We start from the raw sequence: 26,551 nt of genomic DNA, 5'->3' as shown, positions 1-26,551 counted from the left end.
ACTAGGCTTTACTTTTTTCTATTTCTTGAAGTGCTAGGATAAGATCTTTTAAATTTTCATATGGAATATGAACTTTCCAATCTATTCCATTTTCTTTTTTTAAAGCCACACCTATACTTAAGATATCATTACTTCCTATACCATAAGGATTGGAAAGATTACAAAGACTTATTTCTCCACTTTTACTGCCATGTAATTCTATAGTTTTAAATATTTTTTTACTCATGTTTATCCCTAAAAGCTGTGATAATTTTTGCTTGAAATTTTAGCCAATCTTTTTGAAGCATGATAGGAAAACCACCATAAACCCTAGCACCTTCTAAATTTTTAGTGACCCCGCCTCTTGCGGCTATGGTAGCAAAATCTCCTATTTCTAAATGCCCACTTGTAGCACTTTGTCCACCCATGATGACATTTTTACCTAAAATACTTGAGCCTGAAATTCCACTTTGAGCCACTATAAGACAATTCTCCCTTATTTCACAATTATGCCCTACTTGAACAAGATTATCAATCTTTGTGCCTTGCTTTATGATAGTACTTTCAAAAACCGCTCTATCGATAGTCGTACAAGCTCCAACTTCCACAAAATCTTCTAAAATAACATTTCCATTATGATAAATCTTATAATGCTCGCCATTTTTTGTATGCGCATAACCAAAACCATCACTACCTATAACACAATTTGCCAGTAAATGACATTTTTTACCTATTTTAGTGTCATTATAAATCACAACATTTGGATGGATTATAGTATATTCACCTATACTTACATTATCACCTATATAAGCACCTGCCATTATTACTACATGATCAGCTATTTGGACATTTTCGCCTATATAAACATTTGGCATAATCTTGGCACTTTTAGCGATTTTAGAATTTTTCTTTTCACTAGAGATTAAAGGTTTTGCAAAAAGCTTACTTAAAAGCGCAAAAGATAAATGTGGATTATCAACGACTAGCTTAATACAATCTTTTGAAACTAAATTTTCAAATTCTTTTGAGACTAATATAGCCCCAGCTCCACTACTTGCAATTTTTTTAGAGTTTTTTTCTCCATCACAATAACTAAGTTCAGTAAAACTTGCATTATTCAAAGAATTCAAAGCTGTAATTTCTATATCTTCTCCGCAATATTCTATGCCTAAAAATTTAGCAATTTCACTAATTTTCATTTTACCTCCATTAAAATAGAACCACTTCTAACTACACTAATAGGATTATACTTTTTCATGGTTTTTAAAAAGTTATCGATATTTTTTGCATTATCACTTGCCATTACTATAATAAACTCATCATCACTATAAGTTACACTGCCATTATAAGCTTTTAATATAGCATCTAAGCCTGCAAAATTTTCACTTAAAGCAATCTTTACCAAGGCTGTTTCTTTTTCTATAAAATCACTAGAATCAATTACCTTATAAGTAGGTATGAGTTTATGAAGTTGTTTTATGATTTGTTCAAAAACTTTTTCATCGCCTAAAGTAACGATATTTATCCTTGAGAATTCTTTATCATCAAGTGGAGCAACAGTAAGAGATTCTATATTATAACCACGTCCTGAAAAAAGCCCAACAACGCGTGATAATACCCCATGCTCATTTAATACAATGACAGAAATTACTCTTCTTTTCATTTTTTATCCTTGTTTTTATAGCTAGGTAAAATCATATTATAAATAGCTCCACCTGCAGGCACCATAGGTAATACATCTTCATAACGATCTATAGCCACATTTAAAACACAAGTTTTTTTAGATTCTAAGGCTGTTTTGAAAGCTTTTTGAAATTCTTCTTTATTAAAGACATTATAACCCTCACAATGAAAACCTTTAGCAATAGTAATAAAATCAGGCTGGCTTGTTAAATCTGTATTAGAAAATCTTTCTTTATAAAACATACTTTGCCATTGTCTTACCATACCTAAAAAAGAATTATTTAAAATGATATTAATCACTTTAATTCCATAAGCACTTGCTGTCATTAACTCTTGTATATTCATTAAAAAAGAACCATCGCCTACAAAATTTACCACCACTTCTTCACCCACAGCTAATTTAGCTCCAAGCGCAGCTGGTAAAGAATAACCCATAGTCCCTTGCCCACCACTTGTTGCAAGTTGTCTAGCATAATTAAAAGGATAAAATTGTGCTACCCACATTTGATGTTGCCCTACATCAGTAATTATCCTTGCATCAGGAGCTAATCTAGCACATTCTTCTATAACCCATTGAGGTTTTAAAACTTCATCACTATCTTCATAGATTAAAGGATATAATTGCTGGTATCTTTGTAAAGTTTTAAACCATTCTTGGTATTTTGTATTATCAAAACTTTCTTTTTTTAATTCTTCTAAGGTATCTAAAATAACACTTTTAATATCCCCAACTATAGGAAAATGTGCTTCGATGATTTTAGAAATAGAGCTTGGATCTATATCAATATGAACGATTTTTGCGCCCTTAGCAAACTCACTTGTTTTACCAGTAATCCTATCATCAAACCTAGCACCCACAGCAATGAGCAAATCACACTCACTTAAAGCAATATTTGCACAATAACTCCCATGCATACCTGCCATTTTTAAATTAAGCTTATCATCACTTCTTAAAGTCCCTAAAGCCATTAAAGTTTCAACTGCAGGAATTTGACAAAAATGAATTAATTCCCTCAACTCATCACTAGCATTAGAAGCTACACAACCACCACCTAGGTAAAATAAAGGTTTTTGAGCATTTTTAATCAAACTTACTAATTTTTTAATTTGCTTGATATTTCCTTTATAAGTTGGCTTGTAAGTTTTCATAGAAATTTCTTTAGGGTAATGCCATTTACCTATAGCAGCAGTAACATCTTTAGGTATATCAATATGCACAGGCCCTTTTCTACCTGTTGTTGCAATATAAAAAGCTTCTTTTAAAATTTTAGGTAATTCTTCAATATTTTTTACTAAATAATTATGCTTTACACAAGGTCTTGAAATACCTATAGCATCGATTTCTTGAAAGGCATCTGTTCCTATTAAAGAATTTGCAACTTGAGCTGAAATTAAAACCAAAGGTATAGAGTCACTATAAGCAGTAGCTAAACCTGTAACTGTATTAGTAAAACCAGGTCCACTTGTAACTACTGCCACACCAACTTCACCACTCATTCTAGCATAAGCATCAGCACTATGTAAGGCCGCTTGCTCGTGTCGAACTAGGATATGTTTAAAATGAGTTTGCTTATAAATTTCATCATAAATATTTAAAGCTGCACCACCAGGATAACCAAAAACTACTTTAACATTTTCTTCTTTTAATGCTTCACAAATCATTTGCGAGCCATTTAGCTCTTTCATTATTTTACCTTTTTGCTTAAAATGGAAAATATTATAACGATAATTTAATAAATATTATTTTATAAGGAGAGTTTCTTGAAAAATCAAGAAACTACTTGTGCTTTTTTAGCGTATTCTATACCTAAATCAAAAGCTTTTGCATTTGCTTCTTTAGTTTTTGCAGGCACCATATCAAGCATAGTTTGCTTTAACGCATCAATATCAATACATTTACTCATATAAGCAGCTATAGCTAAAGCAACAACTGATTGAGTAGCTACATTACCTACTTCTTCTTTAGCTATAGTAATAATAGGAATTTCAAAAATTTTCCATCTAGCATAATCTTCTTTACTTGGATGAACTAAATTTGGCTCTACAACTATAACACCGCCATCACAAACACCATCTTTGAAACTATGATAACCCTTATCAGCAGTTGAAAGCATAAAACTAACTTCACCTTCTACTGCATAAGGAAAAAAGATTTCACTTTCATCAATGATGATATCAACCTTAGTTGGTCCACCTCTAACTTGAGAAGTATAAGTAGAAGCTTTAAAAGCATTGCGCCCTTCTTTAATGGCAGCTTTAGCTAAAATTTCACCTGCAGTGATAACCCCTTGTCCACCTTCACCGCAAAATCTTAATTGATATTTCATTTTAATACTCCCAAATCAACCATTCTTTTTTCTTTCAAGGCTCTTCTAACTTCCTCATAAGCTTCACAATATTCTGCTTTGCTTTCGTCTTGGTGCAAAATTCCTGTAGGAAATTTATCTGCTCTTTGTTCATAGTCTAATTGTTCAAATTTAGACTTATCCACACAACGATTTTTAATCCAATCAAGCATGCTTACAGCTTCACCCATTTTATTTTTTCTCCCAAGATTAATATGACAGTTTGAAAATACATCTACAAAACTATAACCTTTGTGAGATAAAGCTTTAAAAATAATATTTTCAAGCTTATTTGCTTCTATAACATTTGTTCTTGCTACAAAAGAAGCCCCAGCAGCTTTAGTAAGTTCACAAGCGTCAAAATTTGGATCTATATTACCTGCTTGAGCAGTGACAGTATAAAAACCTTGTGGAGTAGTTGGTGAAGTTTGTGAATTTGTAAGACCATAAATAAAATTATTGATTAAAATATGGGTTAAATCTATATTTCTTCTACATCCATGGATGGTGTGATTTCCACCAATTGCTAAAGTATCACCATCTCCACTTACTACGATTACATGTTTTTTAGGATTTGCTAGCTTAATCCCTGTTGCATAAGCAATAGCTCTACCATGGGTAGTATGCACTGTATTACAATTTACATAAGAACTCATTCTACCACTACAACCTATACCAGAAACTAAGCAAACATCATCCATATTCCAGCCAAGTTTTTGAATAGCCCTAATAATAGCTTTTAAAACAACACCATCCCCACAACCCCAGCACCATTGTGTTGGAAGCTTATCTACTCTTAAATATTCATCGTAATTAAAAGCCATTTTACATATTCTCCTTTACTTTAGCAATAATTTCACTTGGGGTTATAGGGCGACCATTTGCACGGTGTAAGCTAATAAAATCATCTCTTTTGCTTACTCTTTGAATTTCTTCTAAATATTGCCCCATATTAAGCTCGCTAACCATAACTTTTTCAAATTTAGATACTACTTGAGCTATTTTTTTCTCAGCTACTGGATAAAGGGTAATAGGTCTAAAAAGCCCTACTTTTAAACCCTCTTCTCTAAGTCTTAAAATAGCTTCTTTAGCAGATCTTGCAACGCTTCCATAAGCAATGATTAAAAACTGTGCATCATCACACATAAACTCTTCATAAGTACAAATTTCATCGGTATTATTTTTAATCTTACCAAATAATCTTTTCATATTTTTATCTACTATCGCTCCATCTTCTGTTGGAAAGCCTATATCACCATGGTGAAGTCCTGTGATATGATAACGATAACCTTCAAAGAAAGGATTTAGCGTAGCAGCTTCATTTTCCCCTGCTGCATAAGGTTTATAATCTTTTTTATCGCCCATAAATTTTTTACGGTTAATAATTTCTAATTCTTCTAAATCAGGTAATTTTGCCTTACCATTCATATGTCCTATAGTTTCATCTAAAAGCAAAAATACTGGTGTCATATATTTTTCAGCTAGATTAAAAGCTCTAATGGTTTCAGTGTAAGCTTCTTCTAATGAAGCAGGAGCTAAAGCTATACTTGCATAATCTCCATGTGTTGGAGCTTTTGCTTGAAATAAATCTCCTTGTGCAACCCTTGTTGGAAGACCAGTTGATGGACCACCTCTCATAACATTTACAATTACTAGTGGAATTTCAGCTATAAAACCCAAACCAATTTGCTCAGCTTTTAAAGAAATTCCAGGCCCACTACTTGCTGTCATAGATTTTACTCCACTCATAGAAGCACCCAAAGCCACACTAATACCTGAAATTTCATCTTCCATTTGTATAAAAGTACCATCATTTTTTGGTAGCATATGGCTTAATTCATGTGCAATTTCAGAACTTGGAGTAATTGGATAACCACCAAAAAATTTACAGCCACAATCAATCGCAGCTTTTGCTACTAAAACATTACCTGTTGATATCACTTCTCTCATTATTTTTCCTATGCGTTTAATTTTTTATATTTATTTTCTTTAATAGCTTGCGCTCTTTCTTTGGCTTCTGGCGTAAGTTTTGCAAATTTAAATTCATCTCTTTTGGCAACAAAAATCGCAAAATCAGGACAATGACTTTCACACTCACTACAGCCTATACAAGAATCAGGATGAACCACTTCTATCATCTGTCCTAAAACTGCACTGATTTCATCTCTCATTGCTAAAACTCCAGCTGGGCAATAACTAACACAGATATTACAAGCTTTACATCTTGCTTCATCAACCCAAACTGGTGTATTTTCTGGGGTTATCATTAATATTCCTTTCAAAATTTTATTATTTTTAATGATTTTTTATCAAAAATTATTTTTAAAACAAACTTTTTATTATAGCGAATTTATAGCATGAATTAATATTATTTAAGATATAAAGCAAAACAAATAGATATTTATAACACAAAGTAACATTAGGAGTAAAAAACTCCTAAAAATTATTTATAATTATACTGAATAAAAGAATTTTCTAATGCAATTTGTTCTTGGTTATCTAATTTTAACTCTAAAGTTTCAAGCACTCCATCAAGACTAATTCTTGCCATAACCCCAAAAGCTTTTTCTCTTATGCCATATTCTCCATCTAAAATCACACATATTGGTAAAAATTCTCCACTTTTTAAAGCTTCTATCATTCTCACACAAGCACTTGCAGGAGCCAAATATGCTGAAGTTTTTAAATATTTTATAATTTTAGCACCACCTGTTTTAACTTCTTGTTCTATTTGCGTTAGATCTTGTTTATTTAAAACCTCATTTAATGCTTTGCTTTGAACTTTACTTTGAGATTTTACTAAAACCATGCTATCATTGTGAAAACCTATGAGCTTAGTATCTACACATGAAGTTTTTATATTTAGCTTTTTACCAACTTCATATTTAAATCTAGCATTATCTAAAACACCTGCCATAGCAATAATTTTTTTTGATGAAAATAATTTACTTTCATAAAGAGCATTAAGCAAAAAATCCACAGGATTGCTTACTATGATAAACAAAGGATCGTTGTTAAATTTTTTAATATTTTTAGCACACTCAAGCATAATTTTAGCATTAATGGTAAAAAGCTCATCCCTACTTTGACCTTCTTTTCTAGCCACTCCCGCACTAAAAATAACCACTTGAGAATCTTTTGAGTGCACATAATCATCTGTGCAAGTTATTTTAATATCAAAATTAAAAGCAACTATACTCTGACTTAATTCTAATTCTCTAGCAAAAAGCAAATCTTTATTAATATCAATTAAAACAAGTTCATCAACTAACTCTCTTAAAATCAAAGCATAAGCAGTACTTACACCAACATTTCCTGCACCTATAATAGTGATTTTCATTGTTTCTCCTTTTTGTATTTATTTCACTAAATTAGCCGGCAATTCAAAAATATTTTTAATTAAATGATAAGGAAGTTGCAAACTTTGTGCGATAAGTTGAGTTTTAAACTCAGGGCTTTCCACTGTTCCACTTAATTTAATTTGTGTGCTAATTTGCCTATCTTTGCCTAATATAATTTGATTGATAATAGGAACTTTAGAAATAACAGAACTTGCTGATTTTAGCGTTCTAAGCTCTAATAAACCATCCACTTGATTATTTCTTAAGTTGATTTTAACTTGACCTAGCACATCTGCACTATCACCATTAAAATTAAGTGCGTCTATTTCAAAAAGATCTTTTTTACGGTTAAAACTTATACCAGCATTTTCAACGCTAAAGCCTTTTTCGTTAAAGGTAGGTGCCTTAAATAAAAGTAAACTAGGTATGGTATCAATAAAGCTTAAAAGTTGTTGATGAAATTTTAAATCTTTCAAATAAGTATCTTTAAATAAAAACTTACCTTTAAAAAAATCAGTGCTATTACCATCAACATAAAGATTAAACTCACCTTTTTCAAAAACATTTTGACGCATAAAGGTGTTTAAAAAATCATCATCCATTTTTAAAGCTCTAATTTGCATTTGATTTTCTTTAAGCAAAAAATCAAATTTAGATTCATTTCTATTTGCCCAAGCTTTTAAATAATCTTTTTTGATTTTAGCGTCAAATTGATCAAAATCTAAGGTTTTATTAAAATCTTTCAAAATCAAATCTATATTTTTCCCACTAATATTGTAAGTTGAATTTTCAAGGGTATCTAAAGTATTCTCTGTGTCTTGTTGTGAAATCAATAAATTAATATTATTTAAAGTGATATTTACATCATCATTGTCTTTTTGAGCAAAAACACTACCACTTGCACTAGTTAAATTAAAATCATCTCCTTTTATTTTTATACTAAAACTATCATACTCATAAGGATTATTATCTTTATAAAGTAAAAATGATTCAAAAGTAGTATTATTAATATCTACATTAAAATCTTGGAAATTTAAAGTGTTTAAAGATAATTCCCCATCATGCACTTTATTTTTTTGCATTAGTTTAGAATAATTTTTATATTTTGCAAGTTTTTCAACATAAACAGACATACCTTGATCAAAATTTAAAGTTGTAGTAAATTCTTTATTATATAAACTAATATTTTTGTCAAAATCAAGGCTTAAATCAAGAAATTTATTTTCCATTTTTAAGCTCTCTTGTGGTAGTTCTAGGTTTGTTATAAAGGTTTTAAAATCACCTTTTTTCTGTTTTAAATCAACACTTGCATTAAAATCACCGTTAATCATACTACTTTGCACACTTGCATTTTGTATATCTAGCTTATCTTTTTTTAAAGTAAGATTTGCTTGAGCTATCTTAAAATCACTTATATTTATATTTGAATTAATAATATTAAAACTACCATTATAAGTAATTTTCTCAGGATGATCAAAAGGAATTTTCAATGTTAAATCAGTCTTTGTGACGCCATTATTTTGTAAAAATGGTAATTTTATATCGTATAAAAGTAAAATTTTATTAACCCTATAATCAGCTCTAGCATTATCACTTTTAATGCGTATATAAATTCCTGCTTTTTCATTTAGCATATTATCTATATAAATTTGACTTTGAGTTAAATCATAATTATTAAAACGTAATTCATCATAAATAAAATCAAGTCTTTGTTTGGCAAATTCAAGCCTTACAAAAGGACTGATGATAGGATCTATGCCTTTATCTAAAACTACTTTTAAATTATTTACATAACCTTTGGCATTGATATCATTTAAATAATATCTATGTTTTCCAAAGTCTGCAAAACCGGTTAATTTTTCTATAAAATAAAAATCAGCCTTTACCTTACCACCCACCCAAAGAGCAAGATTAGAAGGCAAATGCACCCCATTTTCTACTAAAATATCAAAAATTTGCGAAATATTATTTGAGCTTATATTTTCTAATTCATAAGCAATCTCTTCTCTTTTGAGTGAAAATTTAACATCACTTTTTAAAAAATCACTATCAATTTTACCTTTAAAAGTATAAAATTTTGTCTTAGGATTAATAAGCAAGGAACCAATTACGCTAAGATTATGATCTTTTAAAATAAAATTATCAATATTAGCTTGTATATTTTTATCATTAATTTTTAAATTTACTTTTACTAAAAGATTTTTACTATTTACAAAAAATAGATTATTTTTATAAATTAATTCCACAGGATAGTTATTAACAAAAATTTCATCTATATTGATTTCTTGAAAAAACCAATAAATATATTTTACATCTTTGATAAGCTGCACAGCTTTACTTGCGCTAGTTTCATTTTGAGTACTTTGACTTTGAGAATTTACTACGACTTTTTTAGCATTTAAAATGAGTTTTTTATCTAATTTAATATATAATTTCTCCAAATTAATAGAAGAAAATTCTAATTTTTCTATATAAATTCCATTTTTGAGGTAAATAAACAAAGCAATGAAAAGTATCATAGGTAATGCTAAAAATTTAAGAATTTTTTTAATATGTTGTGATTTGATTTTAATTTTTCTTTTATCCATTTTTTATTATCTACTTTTACCTATAAAAACAAACTCTGTAGTTTTTATACCACAAGGTTCTGTTAGCAAGATTATAACGCAATTAGATAAAAATAACTATAAAATGAGCAGTATTGATAAATATACTTTATATTTTTTGGGCCATCCGCAATCTGGCTGGATAAATATAGGTACAAAAGAACTAAATAGAGCTGAATTTTTACATAAACTTACTGTTGCTAAGGCAGCACTTGAAACTATTACTTTAATTCCTGGAGAAACAACTGAAATTTTCTTTGAAGAATTAGCACCAAAATTAAATTTAAATGCCAAGACTTTAATGCAGGAATTTTACAAACAAAGTCCTTTTAAAGAAGGTATGCTTTTTCCTGAAACTTATAAAATTCCAAAAGGTATTACAGAAGAGCTTTTGGTGAAATATCTTTTAGCTTATTCTACAAATGAATTTAAAAAACTTTCTTATAAAATCTTTAGAGAATATAATGAAAAAAAATGGCATGAGTATATCATTATAGCATCCATTATACAAAAAGAAGCAGCGAGCAATGAAGAAATGCCTATAGTTTCATCTGTAATTAGAAATCGTTTAAGAAAAGGTATGAAGCTTCAAATGGATGGGACATTAAATTATGGAAAATATTCTCATGAAAAAATTACTCCACAAAGAATAAGATCAGATAATAGTTCTTATAACACTTATAAATTTAATGGCATACCAAAAGAAGCTGTGTGTAATGTATCATTTGAAGCTATCAAGGCAGCTATTTTTCCTGCCAAAACAGAATATTTATACTTTGTAAGAGATAAAAAAACCAATAGGCATATTTTTACCTCTACTTTAAAAGATCATAATAAGGCAATAAGAAATTAATCATAAAATTTCTCTTTGGCCTTTTGCATCAGGTTCGCTTAAAACACCTGTTTGTGAAAGTTGTTCTATGATATTTGCTGCACGGTTATAGCCTATTTTTAAGCGTCTTTGCAAATAAGAAATACTAGTTTTTCTATCTTCTAAGATTACAGCCTTTGCTTCTTCATAAAGTTCATCTAAATCTCCATCATCAAATTCACTTCTTTTATAAGCTCCATCTTGACTATCATCTTTTAAAAAGCTCTCATCATATTCTACTACTTGTTGAGCTTTTAAAAACTCTACAATATTTTCGATTTCATTTTCACTTGCAAAAGGTGCGTGCAAACGCACTAAACCACTCATACCAGGAGGGGTAAATAAACAATCCCCGCGCCCTAGCAAACTTTCAGCACCCATAGAATCTAAAATAACCTTAGAGTCTATCTTTTGCCCTACTTTATAAGAAATTCTACTTGGTAAATTTGCTTTTACAACACCGGTAACAACATCTACTGAAGGGCGTTGTGTGGCTACGATTAAGTGAATTCCGCTTGCTCTTGCCATTTGTGCTAAACGACCTATATAAAACTCTACATCCTTACCTGCTGTCATCATTAAATCAGCCAACTCATCGATAATCACTACAATAAATGGTAAAATTTCTCCACCTTGTTCTTTGATCTTTTCATTGTAATTTTCTATATTTTTAGTTTTTGCTTCAGCCATCAAGCGATATCTGCGTTCCATTTCAGCCACCATATTTGATAAAGCATTTACCGCCTTTTTAGGATCAGTAATTACCGGTGTAAGTAAATGTGGAATATCATTATAAATACTAAATTCAAGCATTTTAGGATCTATCATCATTAATCTTAGTGTTTTTGGCGAATTTCTATAAAGCAAAGATAAAAGCATAGAATTTATACCCACACTTTTACCACTTCCTGTAGTTCCTGCTATTAAAAGATGAGGAAGCTTTTTAAGATCTGTGATGAAAGGATCGCCTACTATATCTTTACCCAAAGCTATGGTTAAAGGTGAGCTAGAATTTTTAAATACCTCACTTTCTAAAATTTCTCTTAAGTAAATCGTATCGATTTTTTCATTTGGAACTTCAATTCCCACTACATCTTTACCTGGGATTGGAGCTTGAATTCTTATAGTTTGAGCTTTTAAAGCCATAGCTAAATCATCTTGTAATGATAAAATTTTACTTACTTTAACATCTGCTGCTGGACGAAATTCAAAAGTAGTTACAACAGGGCCTGTATAGGTTCTAACTACATCACCACCTATTTTAAAACGTCTTAATTTTTCCAATAAATCATAAATTTTTCTATCGATTTCTTCTTCATTGATTTCACTTTTGCCTTCTTTTGGCATAGTTAAAAAATCTAAAGGTGGTAAAGAAAAATCTTTTGGTTTTTCAAAATTTCCAAAGTCAAGATCTTTTAATAAAGCTTTATTTTCACTCACTTCATTAGCGATAGAATGGTGTGTTTTGTTTTCTATTACTTCTACTATAGGCTCTTGAATAATTTCAAATGGAACTTTTTCTTCTTTAATTTCATTTTGCACTTCTTCTACTACAAAAGGACTTTCATAGTTTTTTTTACTTCTTAGCTCTTCTATACTAACAGGCTTAGCAAAATCATCCTCACTAAAATCTAATTCTTTAACTTCATTTTGCGGGATAAAATCCTCATCTTTAAAATCTTTTACCCCTAAAAAGCTAGTTTTGTTTTGAATTTTTTTAAACTCAGCTTCTTTTTGTGCTTCTATGGCGTTTAATTCTTCAATTTTTTTAAAATCCTCATTAAGCTCTTCTAAAATTTTTTCTTTTTGTAAAGCTTTATACTCTTCTAGCAACTTAGCTTTTTGCAGCATTTGCTCACGCTCTTTAAGCTCTTTGGCAAATAAAGAATTTTCTTCTATCACTTCTTCTTTATTTTCATTTAAGTCCATATTGCGTCTTTTATAGCTTGGTTCATCTAAATTTTTACTTTTTAAAGTTTGAGTATAAATATCTTCACTTTTATTTTTGTATTTTGATAAATACTCTTCAGGGGTCATTTCATCTTCCTTTATATTTATTTGACTAGCTTTTTGAGCAAAACTTGCAATAGGCTCTGAAAGCTCATGAATATAGCTTGAACTTAATTTTTTATCCTCTTCGCTAATTACCACTTCTTCTAATTCTTGGTTTTTTAAATCTTCAAGATTGAATTTTTTACTTTCTTGAACCTCTTGTTTTGGCAACTCTTCTTTTTCGATGAGTTCTTCTTTTTTTTCTTTGATTAAAAGCTCTTGCTTAAGTTTTTCTTGTTCTTCTTTAGTTTCATTTTCGTATTTATCACCACCAAAAAATCCAAAAATTTTATTTTTAATTAAAGTTTCAAGTTTTAAATAAAAATCAAAATCAAGCTCTATTTTAAATACTTCTTTGATAATTTGCGGAAAAGAAATACTAAAAGCAAAAGCTAAAAGCAAAATCACTAAGATTAAACTTCCTATTTTTCCAAAAAGTCCATCTAAAATCACAAACATAGCAGAAGCTATATAACCTTTATCTTGTAAAAATGCCGAAGCAAAAACAAGCGAAGCAAAAATACAAGCAAAAATAGCCACGCTAAATCTACGCTCAATAAGTTCAAAGTTATAATCATTTTTATACAAAAGATAATTAAACCAAAAAAAGACAAAAGGGTAAATTTTAGTCAATGATCCAAATAAAAAATAACTAAGTTTTGCAAAAGAATACCCTATAATACTTACTAAAGCTTGATCGGGTATCAAAGCACTTAAACAAAAATAAAAAATAAAAATATTAGAAATAACAAAAATAGCTTCTTTTTTTATAATATATCCTTTATAAAGAAAAAAGCTATTATATCAAAAAATTATAAGTAGTTTAATAAACTCATTTGAGAAATTTTAGAAGTAGCTGAAAGCATAGCTTGATAAGAAACCATAGTTTGCATAAACTGCATATAAGTCTGACCATAATCAGCATCAGTTACACCGCTTTTTATAGAAGCTACATTGATATTTAAAAAAGTCATTCTTTTATTTGTTTCTTCTATATTATTAGTATAAGCGCCTATGGTTGTTTGCATTTTTCTAACATGATCCTGCAAATGATCAATCCTTTCTAAGGCTCCTTGCAAACCTGTATTTCTAGGATCACTTCCTTCTGAGTCAGCTCTCATATTACCATTCAAAACAGCATCTATCATCTCATCTAAATCTTTAATTAAATCAATATTTGGATCATCAATAGTTAAAGAATTATTTGCGCTAAATACAAAACCAGAACCATTGCTTACCTCACCTGCTGGAGGAAAACCACTGTTTGAATTTGAATCTTTTAAAATAAGACCTATATTTGTATTAGTTGAAAATTTATCAGTAATACTTATACGACCCTTATAATCCATACTAACTTCTACAAAATCTTTAGAATCATTTATATTTTGTTGAATAGTTTGAAAATCACCATTATTGATCGTTCCATTTGGATTTGCATTGATTGTAGTAGTTGGAACCTTATCACTTGCAAACATACCTATAATATCATTTAATTGACCATAAGTAATATCCTCAGGTCTTGTTTGCATACCTACTGAAGTTCCTGTTGCTTCATTATATTGGGAGTGAGTAATAGGAAAACTTATAGTTTTAGTAGGATCATTTGGATCTTGGTAGCTAACTTTGGAATTTTCTAAGTCAATTTCAACCTTATATTTTTGACCACTTTTAGAAGTAATCTCCATTTCAAGTTTTTGACCCTTCATGTCCCCATTAGCATTTGCTAAAACTTCGCTAAGTTTTGTACTATCAGTAGCATACTCACTAGTGCCTTTAATCACTTGAGAAACATTACCAAAAACAGTATTACCATCTTTTTCAAAAGGCACATCAAAATCAGCTCCATTGGTTTTATTACCATTGATATTACTTTTTATAAAATCTGTTTTATGTATATCTACAGTAAATTGCTCACCATTTACCTCAATAGTAACTGGACTTTTGGTATTATTCAAATCTCCACCATGTGCTGCTTGCATGATACGATTAGTCACTTCATCCATGCTGATACCCTCAGCAGCAGCGGCAGCACTTAAAGCTTTGATTTGATCTGCATCCTGAAGTTGTGGTGTCATAGCAACCGCATGAAAATCTAAAGAACTATTGCCTTCTTGTAAATTTTTAATTTCTATTTGGCCGCTATCATTCATAGTCACTTCGACAACTTTATTTGCATCCGTGTTACCATATAATTTACCAATATTTTCTAAAACATCACCTATTTTATCTTCAGGCCCTACATTGATAGTTGCTTTAAAGCTTGTTCCATCAGGTCTGACACCTTGAATATACATTGATGAACTTGGGAAAGGCAATTTACTATCTGCATAATCAAAATCTTTATCAGGATCAAGTCCGCCATTTTGTATATAATTTTGACCTATAAGATAGGAAAATTTAGATTCTTCATTTAGATATTTTTTTTGCTCAGGATTAGAATTAACATCATATCTACCATCTATCATTGACACATTTGTAGAGATAATCTTATTAATATTCGAATCAGGTTTAAAAAATAAATCCCAACCAGGTATGTTATAAGGAATTTGAGTACCAGCGCCACTTACTACGAAAATATTATCTTTATTACCAGTATAATTTCCAAATTTATCAAAAGGCTTTGTAGCTGTATTAGATCCTGCAAATAAATATTGTCCATTAATACTAGTATTTGCGATATTTACAATAGAATCTCTTACAAGTTTAAGTTCTTTTGCTATAGCCTCTCTTGAAGTTTGAGAATTTCCATCACTAGAAGCTTTTACTAAAAGCGTTTTAAATTTTTCCAAAAGTTCAGTGATATTTTTTAAAGCAGTATCAGTATTTTTTGCCATTTCTTGTGCTGCTTGGGTTCCTTGAATAATCTGACCTATATTTGCCATCTCATATTCTAATCTTGAACCATTAATATAAACATTTGCATTTTCCCAAGAATGCTGAATAAGTTGACCTGTTTGTAATTGCAAATTATATTTATTCAACAAAGATTGCCCATCTGTATAGTTTTGTATGGAAGTATAGTAGTTATACTGATTACTAATTCTCATTGTTTTGCTCCGCAAATAAATTTTAAATATTACAAGCAAAAAAAGTTCCAAATTTTAAAGATATTTTCATTTATTATATAAATATTTTATATTGTTTTAATTTTTTTTTAGTATAATCTCACATTCTATATTTTTAATTTAAAATCTTAAAAAGCCCGAGTGGTGAAACTGGTAGACGCGCCAGACTCAAAATCTGGTAAGGGCAACCTTGTGTCGGTTCGAGTCCGACCTCGGGCACCATTTGTTTTTTACTCCCAAGTGTTATTTTTCAATAAATTATCTTTAAAATCCTATATTTAAGGGATTATATAAACATTCTTTTTTATTCTATTTTGTTATTTTTTGTGTTAAAATATTGCAAAAAAAGTGGGTTACTTTTAAAAAAGTGGGCTACTAAATGGGTTACTTTTTACAATAATACAAAGAATAAAAATGGCAAAAATTAATAAACTTACAGATAGTTTCTTGAAAAGCGTAAAATGCGATAATGGTAAAAAATTTATAAAATTTAGCGATCCTAGTATAAAAGGATTATATGTTTTTGTTTATCCTAGTGGTAGAAAACTATTTAAAACAAGACAAGCTAATGATACTTATATAACACTTGGGGAATACCCCTTGCTTTCCCTAGCAGAGCTTAGAGAAATAGCTATAAATTCACACAAACTAAAAGCCAAGGGTCAAAACATAAACAATGCAAAAAGATTGAAATTTGGCGTATTATATGATGAAGTATTAGAAAATGCAAGAAAGAGTAATTTAGCAGCGAAAACAATCCAAAGAGGATTAAGCTACAAAGAAGGTATTTTTAAATCTTTAGAATATAAAAATATTAATGATATAAAAAGAGTAGATATTGTTAATATTTTAAAGATCATAGAGCATAAAAGCGCTACGCTTCAAAAAGCAAAGATATGGATAAATAAAGTATTTGAATATGCTTTGCAACTTGAGATCATAGAAAACAATCCCGTAGCTTCTATCAAAAATAATATTGTATTTAAAAAACCAAATCAGGTTATACACCAACCTACCCTATTAGATGAATCTGATATTAAAGAATATATAAATACTCTAATACATTCAGATATCAAACAAAGTCATAAAAATTTAATGCTTTTTGTGCTTTTAACAGCCCAAAGACCTGGCAATGTTATAAAAGCTACTTGGGATGAGATAGACTTTAAAAATGAAATTTGGACTATATCAGCTCAAAAAATGAAAATGCGTAAAGAGCATAATATAGCATTAAGCAAACAAGCCATAAGTATATTAAAAAATCAATATGCGATTAAAGTCAATGATTATGTTTTTGCTGGTTCTTCTAAAAAAGGATGTAATAGTGAAAATATCACATGCAATACCAATAAACGCTTAGGATATAAAGGAATTCAAAGCGTGCATGGATTTCGTGCTATGTTTAGAAGCATTGCAAACGAAAAGCAATTGGAACATGGAGTAAGTATGGATATAGCAGAGCAATGCTTAGCTCATGAGCAAAAAAATGCAATATTGAAAGCTTACAATAGAAGTAAAAATATAGAATTAAAAAGAAGATTAATGCAGTGGTGGGGAGATTATATAGAAAAACTTGCAGGAAAGCTTAGCTAACCTTGCAATATTTTATCCAATCATTGATTTCTTTCTTTTCATACATTAAAACTTTTCCCACTCTAACACCCTTTGGAAAGTTATAAATAGCTTGATTTTTTCTCATTCTCATTTTTCTTATCCTATCAACGCTAAAACCCAAATACTGTGCAACTTCTTTTGTACTTAATAATTTCATATCAATCCTTTTTAATGTTTGTTTCTAAATTGAGTGATTTTATAATGGCTTTTTGCTCTTCATAACTTAAAGTATGCGCTAATAATACTTTGACATTCTCAAAATCAAAACTATTATAAGAAACTCTTGTATCTATAAGCTTTATACATATTCTTTTAAGCTCTACATCAAGCCAAGCCTCTATCTTCCAATAATGTCTAATTTCTTCTTCTAAAGAGTTACATCCATTAGAAAACGAAAGATCATTTCTTATAGAAAGAAATTCTTTAAGCATTTTTGATAATTGTTGTTTTATTTCTTCTAAGTGTTTTTCTATCAAATTTCTTTGATCTAAAAAATCTTTCATCATTTGTAACATGTAATATCCTTTTGTTTATTCCTCTTTATTTTCTTGATTGAAAAGATTAGGTTCTTTCATTTTCTCAAGCTCTCTTATGGTTGTTTTTAAATCTTCTTTATACTCTTTAATGGCTGAATTTAAAGCACTTCTTTCATACTCTGCGCGCTCTATAGCTTTATGTAAAGATACAATTTTCATAGATAGTTCTTTTAGATTATTTTGATTATCTATGTTTTCCATTTTTACTCCTTTTTATAATATTTTCAAGCATATCTATACCCCTTTGAAGTATTTGTTTTTCTTCTGTTGTTCTTGATTTAAGCTCATTAGTGTTTTTTGAGCAAATATCGTAAAATACAAAATCAATGCGTTTATAAAGTTTGATTTTTTTCTTGTATTCACATCTTAAGTCATTTTTGATACTTTCTTTGTTTCTTTCAAACAAATCTATAGCAAAAGGATTATCAAAATAAAAACACAGCATTCTTTCATTTGCACTATTGATAATCCTTGCTTCTTTCAAACTATATTTTAAGTCATTTTTTAAACATGCGCGAGCTATTTCATTAGCCTCAATTATATGTGTTACGATACTCATGCAACATCCTTTAATGCATATGGTTTTATATCTTTTGTCCATCTTGGATTGATTAAATATTTTGTTTGTTTAATAAGTAATAGTTCTTTTGTAAAGCTATATGTTTTACCTAGTAAAGCTATAAAATCATATATAAAATCTAAAGCATCATGAATGTGTTTATGCTGTATGTATTTTAAAAATTTATAGTTTAGTTTGAAAGTTAATTCTAATCTTTTCCAGTCTTTAAATTCTTCTTTGATTTTTTCTTTGTGATAACTAGTCTGCTTTTCATACTTATCATAAATCAAAATTCTATCAAGATCAAAAAACTTACTATGCACCCCATTTACATAAAGAGATTTTTTATAAAAAACCATTTCGCCTTTGATTTTTTTATTTAAAGACAACTCATGCAAATGTTCTTCATATTTTCTCATAGAAGCACTTTCATCACAAAAATCACAAGCTATATCAAAACTATAAGCCTTAAACCTCTTAACCATTTTACTTAACACCTTATACACATCAGCTACCACACTTTTACTAGGCTGAAAAAGACCATTAAACTGTACTTCTACATAAAAGTCTTTTTTCTTTTTATTTTTTCTAGCAACTTCATGGGTGTCTTTTGAATTTTCTATCACTATTATGGTATTTGATAAACTTTTATTTCTAGGTTTGATGTTTATGTACCTAACCTTAAACTCATAAAACTTATCTTTTGTTTTGATATTTTTAAACTTCTCTTTTGTGTATTTTTCTATAGCTTTATTGCGGTTTGTTTTTCTAAGCTTTGTGTGTAAATCATGTTTTTTAAGAAATTTATAAAATGCAAATTTTGGGATTACAAATTTGATACTATCATAGCCTATGTTTTGCATTTTATTCCTTTCTTTTTTGTTATTTTGCTACCTTATCAAAACCTTTTTTCATAACTAAAGATTTTGAATTTGCCTTTGTAAGTTTAAATCCTTTTGAGCTAAGATCACTTATTAAACTTTCTATTTCTCTTGCTTTTTTAAATGCATCATTTTCTTTTTGTATGGGCTTAAAATTCATTACTATCCTTTCAATAATTCTTTTGCTTTTATCAAGAGTTTTTTTAAGTCATCTAGGTTAGATCTTAATTCATCCTCATCGCACTCTTCCATGTAGTCAATTAAATCTAAGCATTCTTTGTTAATTAAAGCCAAAGCTCTTGCGTGCTCTATGGCTGTATTAATTTTTTCTTTAAAAGACATTTTCTTCCTTTTTATAGTGCATAAATGGAAGTTAAAAACCACCATAAAGGTGGTTACTCAAAATAAAGAAAGCTAATATGGCTTATAAGGGAGTTTAACTCCCATTTAAACACTACTTATGTCAAAACATAGAGCCTGCATTCAAAGTTATTTAAACTTTTGGTATTTTGACCATTTAACAAAGCTTTTTAAAAAAGCCCACTTTCCCACCCGTCGCCGTGGAGTGTGATAAATAAAGAACACGCTAGCTTGAACACCAAGCTAGCTATAAGGAAATTCACTTAAAACCTAGTTTCAAGCTTTTAAAAACCTCATTAAGTACACTTAGAAAATGTGCTTAATGAGGTTTTCAAGCTACCTCATCAATTTCTTTTAAAAGTTCAGAAATCTCCTGTATAGTTTTTGTTTTTTCTTCTACCAAAGCTGTAAATTTTTTATGCTTTAGTTTTAAATCTTTCAATCTCTTAGATAATCTCAAATCCTCATTCAAAAAACCAAGTCTTAAAAGTACTTTTTCTACTTTAGAATTTGTTTTGCTTTTATTGCTAAGCCAAACCTTTAAAGTTTGATTTTTCAAATTGAGTTTTCTTTCCATTTCATCAAAAGTTTTTAATCCTAACTTTTCTTGAATTTTCTCTTTAATGCGCATTCAATTACCCTCATAATGAACTATAATGGTTTCAAATAAACCATCACTAATAGCTTCTAGTTTTACAAAATTATGATCAAGTAAAAAATTCAAAGCTTCATTAAATTCGCTTTCTTTTATGTTCATTCTTTTAAAAAGTGTGTCTTTTTTTATAGATTTTTCATTGCTGAGTATATTTGATATGGTGTTTGCGTATGCTCTTATCATTTTGTTTCCTTTATCTTTATGATTACAAACATAACCGATAAGATAGCTATAATCACACCAGCTATAATCCAATCTTGCATTATGTATCCTTTTTTATACTTAAGCAAAAAGTTGGTATTCTTTTTGCTAAAAAATAATTATTTTTATGTTTTAAAATTAATTATTTTGTGAAATTATATATTAATTTTTAATATGTATCAATATATATTTTTTAATTTTTATATTAATTATAAATATGTTAAAATTTTTATCATAATTATAAAAAATACTATACAAGGATTGAAAATGTCAGAAAAAGAAAATATTTCATATTAAAATTATGAAAAGAATTTAAAGCTACAGCTTGAAAGCAAAAGAAAGGATTTAGATATTCAATTAACAAGTATAATTCCTGGGCAATTTCAAACTATAAAATTATACATGTGGCTTTGCACTTTTATAATAGTTAGCGACTTCACTATACTTAATAGCTATATAAAAACAACCCATATAGATTCATTTGCTATTATTCTCTTTTGTATTTCAATTATGCTTTTAGGATATTGTGCCTTTTTTTCCCTACTTACATTAAAAGCAAATAATACATTGGCTTTCCTACAAGATCAATATAAAAACATGTCTCAATTTAATTCAGATAATTTAGAACATACAAATGGAATTAATGCTATGATATCTTCTATACTAGATGCCTTCGATGAAAATAACAAAATTATTAATAATATGAGTAAAGATATTAAGCTAATTTATCTTGTTCTTCTTGCGGGAGCTTCTATATCTTTTTATGCTATAATAGCAAGTGGTTTACAAATTATAAAAGGAGAGATAAACATGTCAGAAAATCAAGAAAAAATAACAAAACCGCAACCACAACCTGGAACTACTACACCTATCACTCCAAAAACTAGAGGGGATAAGCTTCAACAAGAAAAAAATAATTTTTAAGGCGTAATTGCGCCTTATTTAAAATAAAATATAATATCCAAAAAAGAAAAACACAAATATAAACCAATACTCCATTTTTAAGCCATTACAATATCATAATATAAATTTAATCTAAAACTTGGCATACTTTATGCTTTCTTAAATTAATAATTTATTTTTTAAGTTGTTGAGAAAATTATATATTAGTTTTTAATATATCAATATATTTTTTAAGGTTTATATCCATGAAAGATTATTATGAATTAGTAGAAGAGTTAAAAACTTTTTTCAATGTAAAAAGTTTAGAAGAAGTAGCTGAAAAATTAGGATATAAAAAAAATAACGCGAACAATTGGCGCAACAATAAACAACTTTCTGCTCAAGCGCTTAAGAAATATTACGATTTAAAAAACAACAAAAAACATATAATTAAAACAAGCAATATAGAAAATATAATTAAAATCAGATATTTTCCTAATGTTTACGCTAGTGCAGGTTTTGGAAACGATAACAGCAATGAAAACTTTCAAACTATATATCTTGATAAAAATTTTTTAGTAGAAATATTAGGTATTCCTTACAAAACACAATATGATATGATAAAAATATTTGGCGACAGTATGGAACCTTTTATACAAAATGGAAGTTTTGTTATAGTTGATACTAGTAAAAATTCGCTCGATAAGATCAAAAATGCTGATGTGGCTATTTTTAGATACGATGGTGAATTATTTTGCAAACGCATAAGAAAAAATATCCTTGATGATGAAATTATCATAAGTAGTGATAATATAGGTTTTGAAGACAAAAAAATTAAAAAATCTGCATTAAAAGACTATGTATTTTTAGGTGTTGTAATTTGCTCGTGTAACACTAAAATATTCTTAAATCAAATAGAAAGGGTTTAAAAGGCAGATAAATTTAAGCATAAAAAATATAAATTTAATTGTGTTACAATATATAACTTAAAATAATAAAGGTATTATAAATGCAAAAAGTAATAATTAAAAATTTAGGACCTATACAAGAAGCGGAAATAATTTTAAAACCATTTGTAGTAATTATAGGAAAAAGTGGAAGCGGAAAAAGTATCATCCTAAGAACCATTAGCTTATTAAAATGGTTGTATAAGCAAGAACAAATAAAATCTTTTCATGAACCAAAGTTATTTAACAATATAGATCAAAAAGAATTTATGGATTATCTTAAAGAATCTATGCTAGATATTTATATTAACCACAACACAGAGATTACGCTTATAGATGATAAACCTTTAATAGAAATAAAAGGTAAAAATATAACTTTATATCAAGAACACATAAAAACAGAGCAGTTGATTGGAAAAATAGTATTTATAAATGATGTTAGAGTTTTTTTACCTGAACTATTCGCAACTCCTAAACAAAGAGACATTAAAGCATCTTATCATACAAATGATATGATAGCAAATTTTATAGAAAGCATTAACGAAGTAAAATATTTTCAACTAAAGACTATGGAAAATACGATTTTTATGGCTGAAAATGAAGCTGGATTTACCAAATGCTATTTAAATCATAATGATTTAAAAATACCTTTTGAACAATCAAGTTCTGGAGAAAAAAGCACTAGTATAATGGAAATAATTAGCAATTATTTTGCATATGTATATGATATTAAGAATAAAAGTTTAGAAAAAATCACTATTGAAAATCTAATATCCGATCTTAAAAAATCAATAGACACTAAACGCAAACTCATTGAAAATAAGGTAATAGAAAGAATTAAACTTATTGAAACTTTATTATCTGAAAAAAACAAACCGACTTTAGATATTTTTATAGAAGAACCAGAATCAAATTTATTTCCAACTAATCAAATGAATATGACTTATTATCTCGCAAGTCTTAGGAATGCAAAAAATAATCCAAATATTATGTTTTCAACTCATAGTCCTTATATACTAACAGCATTAAATAATATTCTTTATGCTTCAATAATTAAAACAAAATTACGCAACGATGAGCAAAATAATATTTATGAAATAATCAACAAAGAAAACATTTTTAACCACAAAGACTTTATAGCTTACAAGCTAGAAAATGGAAAATCTTATTCAATTATAGATAAAGAATCAATGCTAATTGATGCTGAATATATAGATACTGCCTCAAGTGAAATCATGGGTGATTTTTATAAAATATCGGAGTTGGATAAATGATATTGGAGCAATTTATAGATGAAAATAAACGTTACAATAAAATATTAGTATGTGAAAATAAAGTCAAATTAACACTTGGATGCAATGGAAGAGAATTTTATAAAATTTTAATTGATACAAAAGATACTAGTAAATTAAAAAAATGAGATCACAAGATGTGATTATGTTATTGCCACAACTGATTTAGAAGGCATAATAATATATGTAGAATTAAAAGGTGGTGATCTACAAAAAGCATTTAATCAAATATCAAATACGCATAATTTTCTTAATGAAGAATTCAGTAAACGATATATTGCCATAGCATATACTGGAACCCCAAAAGCAAGTAGTATATTGCAACTCAATGCAATATCATTTAAAAAGAAAAATTTTCAGCTACCTTTTTTTTACTTCAACTAAAGCTTTAACACTAAAATATGATTTAGAAACCCAAGAAATTAGCAGATAAAATCACTCATTCAACTCCTTAATTTTATCTATATTGATCTCACATTGCTTATAGTGGTAAAAAAGCTCGCTATAAGCTTTTAATATATCTTTTTCATCTTGCACTATAGGTTTATGCGCTCTATCAAATTCTAAAAGCTCATTTGGTATTTGCACTTTTTGAATTTGTATTTTGGTTAATACTTGTGTTTTGCTCCCACAGCCTATCAAGCATAGCATTAAAAAGCTTAGTAGTGTTAGTTTCATTGCTTTTGGATATATAGTTTTTAACATCATCAACCCTTGTTTTGATTTGATTTTTTTGAGTATTTGCATGAAAGAGTGCTTTTAGCTCTTGCTCGTGTCTTATTTTAAGCTCCTGAGTAATCCTTGTGAGTTCATTATTTACACCCAAAGCTAAATTTAAATCACTTTGACTTTTTTCTAATTTTGCGTTTGTGCTATCTAGCTTAAGATATAAAAACACATTAAGCATAAGCATTAATGCTAAAGCAATATAAAGCTTTGTGTTTTTAAATAAAAATGACATATTATTTGTAGTTTAAAGTAGGTTTTTGTATAATACTTTCAAGGGTTAGCCGTAGGTCTGACCCCCTATGGCTTAATCTAACCCTAGAAAGTAGGTGATTAAATTTGAGCTATATAATCCACATAATCTTTATAATTATACTACTAAGTATGATTATAGTCAAGGCTTATTAACCTTGTCCCCTTTTTTAAGGGGATTATGTGGTAACCTACTCTAAGCTTACTCCTTTCTAAAATTCGTTTGTGATTTCTAATTTTATATTTGATAAATCTTGCTGATATAGCAAGTCATATAATTTTTTACAAGCTTGTCTGCTTTGACCTATACTTTCATCATTCTTAGTTAAACCTAGTAAAATACAACCTTCTGTATTCTAATAATTATATATTTATCATCTTTTACTCTCAAACATTGTTTTCTAAATAAACTTTCATTTCCAAACTATAAGTTTTGCAGCGTTTATAAACTAGACTTTATTTGTTTATAAAGCAATTGTTGTTAATATTTTGAAAAAATTTAGAGAAAAACCATGAAAGATCTTAAAAAATACATTGCAAATTCCAAACTAACACGCCTTGAAGTTTTATATGAAAAATTAGTAAAGTCTGAAAATGGCATAACCATAAAAGAACTAGCCCAAGAACTCAATGTAAGTGCTAAAACCATAAAAAGAGACATGCAAGGGGTTTTTGAGCCTATGGGGCTTATTAAAAATGGAAGAAAATGGCGTATTGATACAAGCAAAGACATTCAAGAGCAAGATGATGAAAAAATAATCCTTGAAGTGCTTGATACCATGGCAAAAAGTGCTGGAAACAGCTTTTATGCTAAGGCTCACCCCCTACTTTCTAAGCTTTCTCAAAATATCTCTAACCCCATCCATACTAGTTTAGATGCAGAAAAGCTAGAAGAAAAAGATTTAAGCAATTTTCAAATCCTCGAACAAGCCATCAACACCAAAACACAAATTGTCTTTAAATATGAAAATAAACTTTTCCAAGTAAAACCTCTAAAACTAGCCTTTTTTAGTGGGTTTTGGTATTTGCTTGCTTTTGATATGAAAAAACGTGATATTTTCAAAAAATTTTATTTAAAAAATATCCAAAACATCACCCTAACCCAAGAGCATTTTCAAACCGATGAGAGTTTAGAAGTAAAACTTCAAAGAGTAAATTCTATATGGTTTAGCCTTGATAAGCCTTTTACAGTAAGGCTTTTAATAGAAGAACCTATACGAAAATACTTTGAAAGAAAGCCTCTAAATTCACAAATCATCACTGGTAAAGACAAAGATGGCTCCATAGAAATAGAACTTGAGATAACTCATGAAATGGAAATTTTACCTTTAGTGTATTATTACATACCTTATGTAAAAGTTTTAGAACCTGATTTTATAGCAAATAAAGTCAAAGAAGTAGTTGGAGAATACCTTGATCAAATAAGCAAATGATTGCTTATTTGTCAGGATTTTAATACTTTCTTAGCTTCATTTAAAGCTTTTTTAATCGCATTATTTTCCATAAAATTTTTTATCTCATTATAAATACAATCTTCTATAGTTTTAAATTTATCATCCTTAGTGGTTTTATCATAGTCAATCATATCATAAATAAATTCATAATCTATATCTTGATTTTTTTCACCTAAAATTATTTTTTTAAATATACTAGCTTTCGAGATATTTAAATTTTGATTTTTTATCTCTTGTATTATCTTTTGTA

General features: G+C 28.6%; 29 protein-coding genes, 1 tRNA gene and 1 pseudogene. 7 read left to right on the top strand and 24 right to left on the bottom strand.

The window, feature by feature from the left end; all coding sequences use genetic code 11:
• Position 1: 1 nt before the first annotated feature.
• The 10 genes from L8W68_RS06520 to L8W68_RS06475 all read right to left on the bottom strand — a co-directional run bounded on the left by L8W68_RS06520 (position 2) and on the right by L8W68_RS06475 (position 9,867).
• Positions 2–226 carry a hypothetical protein gene (locus tag L8W68_RS06520; RefSeq protein ID WP_257928727.1) on the bottom strand — a complete coding sequence of 75 codons (225 nt, stop codon included), beginning with the start codon at positions 224–226 and terminating at the stop codon, positions 2–4.
• Positions 219–1,178 (bottom strand): UDP-3-O-(3-hydroxymyristoyl)glucosamine N-acyltransferase, encoded by a 960-nt coding sequence (gene lpxD, locus L8W68_RS06515; protein WP_263675470.1) that lies wholly within the window; start codon positions 1,176–1,178, stop codon positions 219–221. The genes L8W68_RS06520 and lpxD overlap by 8 nt, the downstream gene beginning before the upstream one ends.
• Positions 1,175–1,642, bottom strand: coding sequence for an acetolactate synthase small subunit (gene ilvN, locus L8W68_RS06510; protein ID WP_263662467.1), 468 nt, complete (start codon positions 1,640–1,642; stop codon positions 1,175–1,177). The genes lpxD and ilvN overlap by 4 nt, the downstream gene beginning before the upstream one ends.
• Entirely contained in the window at positions 1,639–3,348 is a 1,710-nt protein-coding gene (locus L8W68_RS06505; protein ID WP_263675469.1) for an acetolactate synthase large subunit, read from the bottom strand. Before L8W68_RS06505 ends, ilvN begins: the two co-directional genes overlap by 4 nt.
• Positions 3,349–3,431: 83 nt before the next feature.
• A complete protein-coding gene (locus tag L8W68_RS06500) occupies positions 3,432–3,989 on the bottom strand; it encodes a 2-oxoglutarate:acceptor oxidoreductase, gamma subunit (protein ID WP_039626146.1) in 558 nt (185 codons plus the stop codon).
• Positions 3,986–4,831 (bottom strand): 2-oxoglutarate ferredoxin oxidoreductase subunit beta, encoded by an 846-nt coding sequence (locus L8W68_RS06495; protein ID WP_263675468.1) that lies wholly within the window; start codon positions 4,829–4,831, stop codon positions 3,986–3,988. Before L8W68_RS06495 ends, L8W68_RS06500 begins: the two co-directional genes overlap by 4 nt.
• A 1-nt stretch (position 4,832) precedes the next feature.
• Positions 4,833–5,957: a 2-oxoglutarate synthase subunit alpha gene (locus L8W68_RS06490; RefSeq protein WP_263675467.1), complete on the bottom strand. Its 1,125-nt coding sequence runs from the start codon at positions 5,955–5,957 to the stop codon at positions 4,833–4,835.
• Positions 5,958–5,965: 8 nt separating this feature from the next.
• Complete coding sequence (locus tag L8W68_RS06485) at positions 5,966–6,274, bottom strand: 4Fe-4S binding protein (protein ID WP_250322434.1); 309 nt, start codon at positions 6,272–6,274, stop codon at positions 5,966–5,968.
• Positions 6,275–6,450: 176 nt separating this feature from the next.
• The gene (locus L8W68_RS06480) at positions 6,451–7,347 is read right to left on the bottom strand and encodes a malate dehydrogenase (RefSeq protein ID WP_263675466.1); all 897 of its coding nucleotides are present in this window, start codon (positions 7,345–7,347) and stop codon (positions 6,451–6,453) included.
• Between the two features lie 18 nt (positions 7,348–7,365).
• Complete coding sequence (locus L8W68_RS06475) at positions 7,366–9,867, bottom strand: AsmA-like C-terminal domain-containing protein (RefSeq protein WP_263675465.1); 2,502 nt, start codon at positions 9,865–9,867, stop codon at positions 7,366–7,368.
• Between L8W68_RS06475 and mltG the strand changes: the two genes are divergently transcribed.
• Positions 9,854–10,807, top strand: coding sequence for an endolytic transglycosylase MltG (mltG, locus tag L8W68_RS06470; protein ID WP_263675463.1), 954 nt, complete (start codon positions 9,854–9,856; stop codon positions 10,805–10,807). The genes L8W68_RS06475 and mltG overlap by 14 nt on opposite strands.
• Here the strand turns inward: mltG and L8W68_RS08280 are convergent.
• Positions 10,808–12,328, bottom strand: a pseudogene (locus L8W68_RS08280) (DNA translocase FtsK); the annotation flags it as partial.
• Between the two features lie 1,361 nt (positions 12,329–13,689).
• On the bottom strand, positions 13,690–15,924 hold the full coding sequence (flgL, locus tag L8W68_RS06460; RefSeq protein WP_263675460.1) for a flagellar hook-associated protein FlgL: 2,235 nt from the start codon (positions 15,922–15,924) through the stop codon (positions 13,690–13,692).
• 153 nt (positions 15,925–16,077) lie between these two features.
• Here flgL and L8W68_RS06455 point away from each other — a divergent pair.
• Positions 16,078–16,164, top strand: a tRNA-Leu gene (locus tag L8W68_RS06455).
• 192 nt (positions 16,165–16,356) lie between these two features.
• Positions 16,357–17,535, top strand: a complete 1,179-nt coding sequence (locus tag L8W68_RS06450; RefSeq protein WP_263675459.1) for a tyrosine-type recombinase/integrase — start codon at positions 16,357–16,359, stop codon at positions 17,533–17,535.
• Here L8W68_RS06450 and L8W68_RS06445 read toward each other — a convergent pair.
• The 9 genes from L8W68_RS06445 to L8W68_RS06405 all read right to left on the bottom strand — a co-directional run bounded on the left by L8W68_RS06445 (position 17,528) and on the right by L8W68_RS06405 (position 20,730).
• The gene (locus tag L8W68_RS06445; protein ID WP_263675458.1) at positions 17,528–17,713 is read right to left on the bottom strand and encodes a helix-turn-helix transcriptional regulator; all 186 of its coding nucleotides are present in this window, start codon (positions 17,711–17,713) and stop codon (positions 17,528–17,530) included. The two genes, L8W68_RS06450 and L8W68_RS06445, sit on opposite strands and share 8 nt — an antisense overlap.
• A gap of 1 nt (position 17,714) precedes the next feature.
• Positions 17,715–18,071, bottom strand: a complete 357-nt coding sequence (locus L8W68_RS06440; RefSeq protein ID WP_012661535.1) for a hypothetical protein — start codon at positions 18,069–18,071, stop codon at positions 17,715–17,717.
• Between the two features lie 15 nt (positions 18,072–18,086).
• The gene (locus tag L8W68_RS06435; RefSeq protein WP_263675457.1) at positions 18,087–18,293 is read right to left on the bottom strand and encodes a hypothetical protein; all 207 of its coding nucleotides are present in this window, start codon (positions 18,291–18,293) and stop codon (positions 18,087–18,089) included.
• Positions 18,277–18,651, bottom strand: a complete 375-nt coding sequence (locus tag L8W68_RS06430; protein WP_087699185.1) for a hypothetical protein — start codon at positions 18,649–18,651, stop codon at positions 18,277–18,279. Before L8W68_RS06430 ends, L8W68_RS06435 begins: the two co-directional genes overlap by 17 nt.
• Entirely contained in the window at positions 18,648–19,514 is an 867-nt protein-coding gene (locus tag L8W68_RS06425; protein ID WP_263659865.1) for a hypothetical protein, read from the bottom strand. Before L8W68_RS06425 ends, L8W68_RS06430 begins: the two co-directional genes overlap by 4 nt.
• A 19-nt stretch (positions 19,515–19,533) precedes the next feature.
• The gene (locus L8W68_RS06420; protein ID WP_263675456.1) at positions 19,534–19,692 is read right to left on the bottom strand and encodes a hypothetical protein; all 159 of its coding nucleotides are present in this window, start codon (positions 19,690–19,692) and stop codon (positions 19,534–19,536) included.
• A gap of 2 nt (positions 19,693–19,694) precedes the next feature.
• Positions 19,695–19,874, bottom strand: a complete 180-nt coding sequence (locus L8W68_RS06415; protein WP_257395779.1) for a hypothetical protein — start codon at positions 19,872–19,874, stop codon at positions 19,695–19,697.
• 349 nt (positions 19,875–20,223) lie between these two features.
• Positions 20,224–20,523 (bottom strand): hypothetical protein, encoded by a 300-nt coding sequence (locus tag L8W68_RS06410; protein ID WP_263675455.1) that lies wholly within the window; start codon positions 20,521–20,523, stop codon positions 20,224–20,226.
• Positions 20,524–20,730, bottom strand: coding sequence for a hypothetical protein (locus L8W68_RS06405; RefSeq protein ID WP_041570280.1), 207 nt, complete (start codon positions 20,728–20,730; stop codon positions 20,524–20,526).
• A gap of 420 nt (positions 20,731–21,150) precedes the next feature.
• On the opposite strand from L8W68_RS06405, the gene L8W68_RS06400 reads away from it, so the two are divergent.
• The 3 genes from L8W68_RS06400 (at position 21,151) to L8W68_RS06390 (ending at position 23,851) form a co-directional block, all read left to right on the top strand.
• Positions 21,151–21,672, top strand: a complete 522-nt coding sequence (locus tag L8W68_RS06400; protein ID WP_263675453.1) for a hypothetical protein — start codon at positions 21,151–21,153, stop codon at positions 21,670–21,672.
• Positions 21,673–21,896: 224 nt separating this feature from the next.
• Entirely contained in the window at positions 21,897–22,559 is a 663-nt protein-coding gene (locus tag L8W68_RS06395; RefSeq protein ID WP_263675452.1) for a helix-turn-helix transcriptional regulator, read from the top strand.
• An 80-nt stretch (positions 22,560–22,639) separates the two neighbouring features.
• Positions 22,640–23,851 (top strand): ATP-binding protein, encoded by a 1,212-nt coding sequence (locus tag L8W68_RS06390; RefSeq protein ID WP_263675451.1) that lies wholly within the window; start codon positions 22,640–22,642, stop codon positions 23,849–23,851.
• A 453-nt stretch (positions 23,852–24,304) separates the two neighbouring features.
• Here the strand turns inward: L8W68_RS06390 and L8W68_RS06385 are convergent, their stop codons facing one another.
• Both L8W68_RS06385 and L8W68_RS06380 read right to left on the bottom strand, forming a co-directional pair.
• The gene (locus tag L8W68_RS06385) at positions 24,305–24,457 is read right to left on the bottom strand and encodes a hypothetical protein (protein ID WP_235362394.1); all 153 of its coding nucleotides are present in this window, start codon (positions 24,455–24,457) and stop codon (positions 24,305–24,307) included.
• Positions 24,441–24,830 carry a hypothetical protein gene (locus L8W68_RS06380; protein ID WP_263675450.1) on the bottom strand — a complete coding sequence of 130 codons (390 nt, stop codon included), beginning with the start codon at positions 24,828–24,830 and terminating at the stop codon, positions 24,441–24,443. Before L8W68_RS06380 ends, L8W68_RS06385 begins: the two co-directional genes overlap by 17 nt.
• A 529-nt stretch (positions 24,831–25,359) precedes the next feature.
• On the opposite strand from L8W68_RS06380, the gene L8W68_RS06375 reads away from it, so the two are divergent.
• On the top strand, positions 25,360–26,280 hold the full coding sequence (locus L8W68_RS06375; RefSeq protein ID WP_263675449.1) for a helix-turn-helix transcriptional regulator: 921 nt from the start codon (positions 25,360–25,362) through the stop codon (positions 26,278–26,280).
• A gap of 11 nt (positions 26,281–26,291) precedes the next feature.
• Here L8W68_RS06375 and L8W68_RS06370 read toward each other — a convergent pair.
• Positions 26,292–26,551: hypothetical protein (locus L8W68_RS06370; protein WP_263675447.1), on the bottom strand; the 260-nt coding region annotated here is incomplete at its 5' end.

Source organism: Campylobacter sp. FU_497 (assembly GCF_025772425.1).
GTDB classification, from domain to species: Bacteria; Campylobacterota; Campylobacteria; order Campylobacterales; family Campylobacteraceae; genus Campylobacter_D; species Campylobacter_D lari_C.
This window is presented reverse-complemented; position numbering and strand designations above follow the sequence as displayed.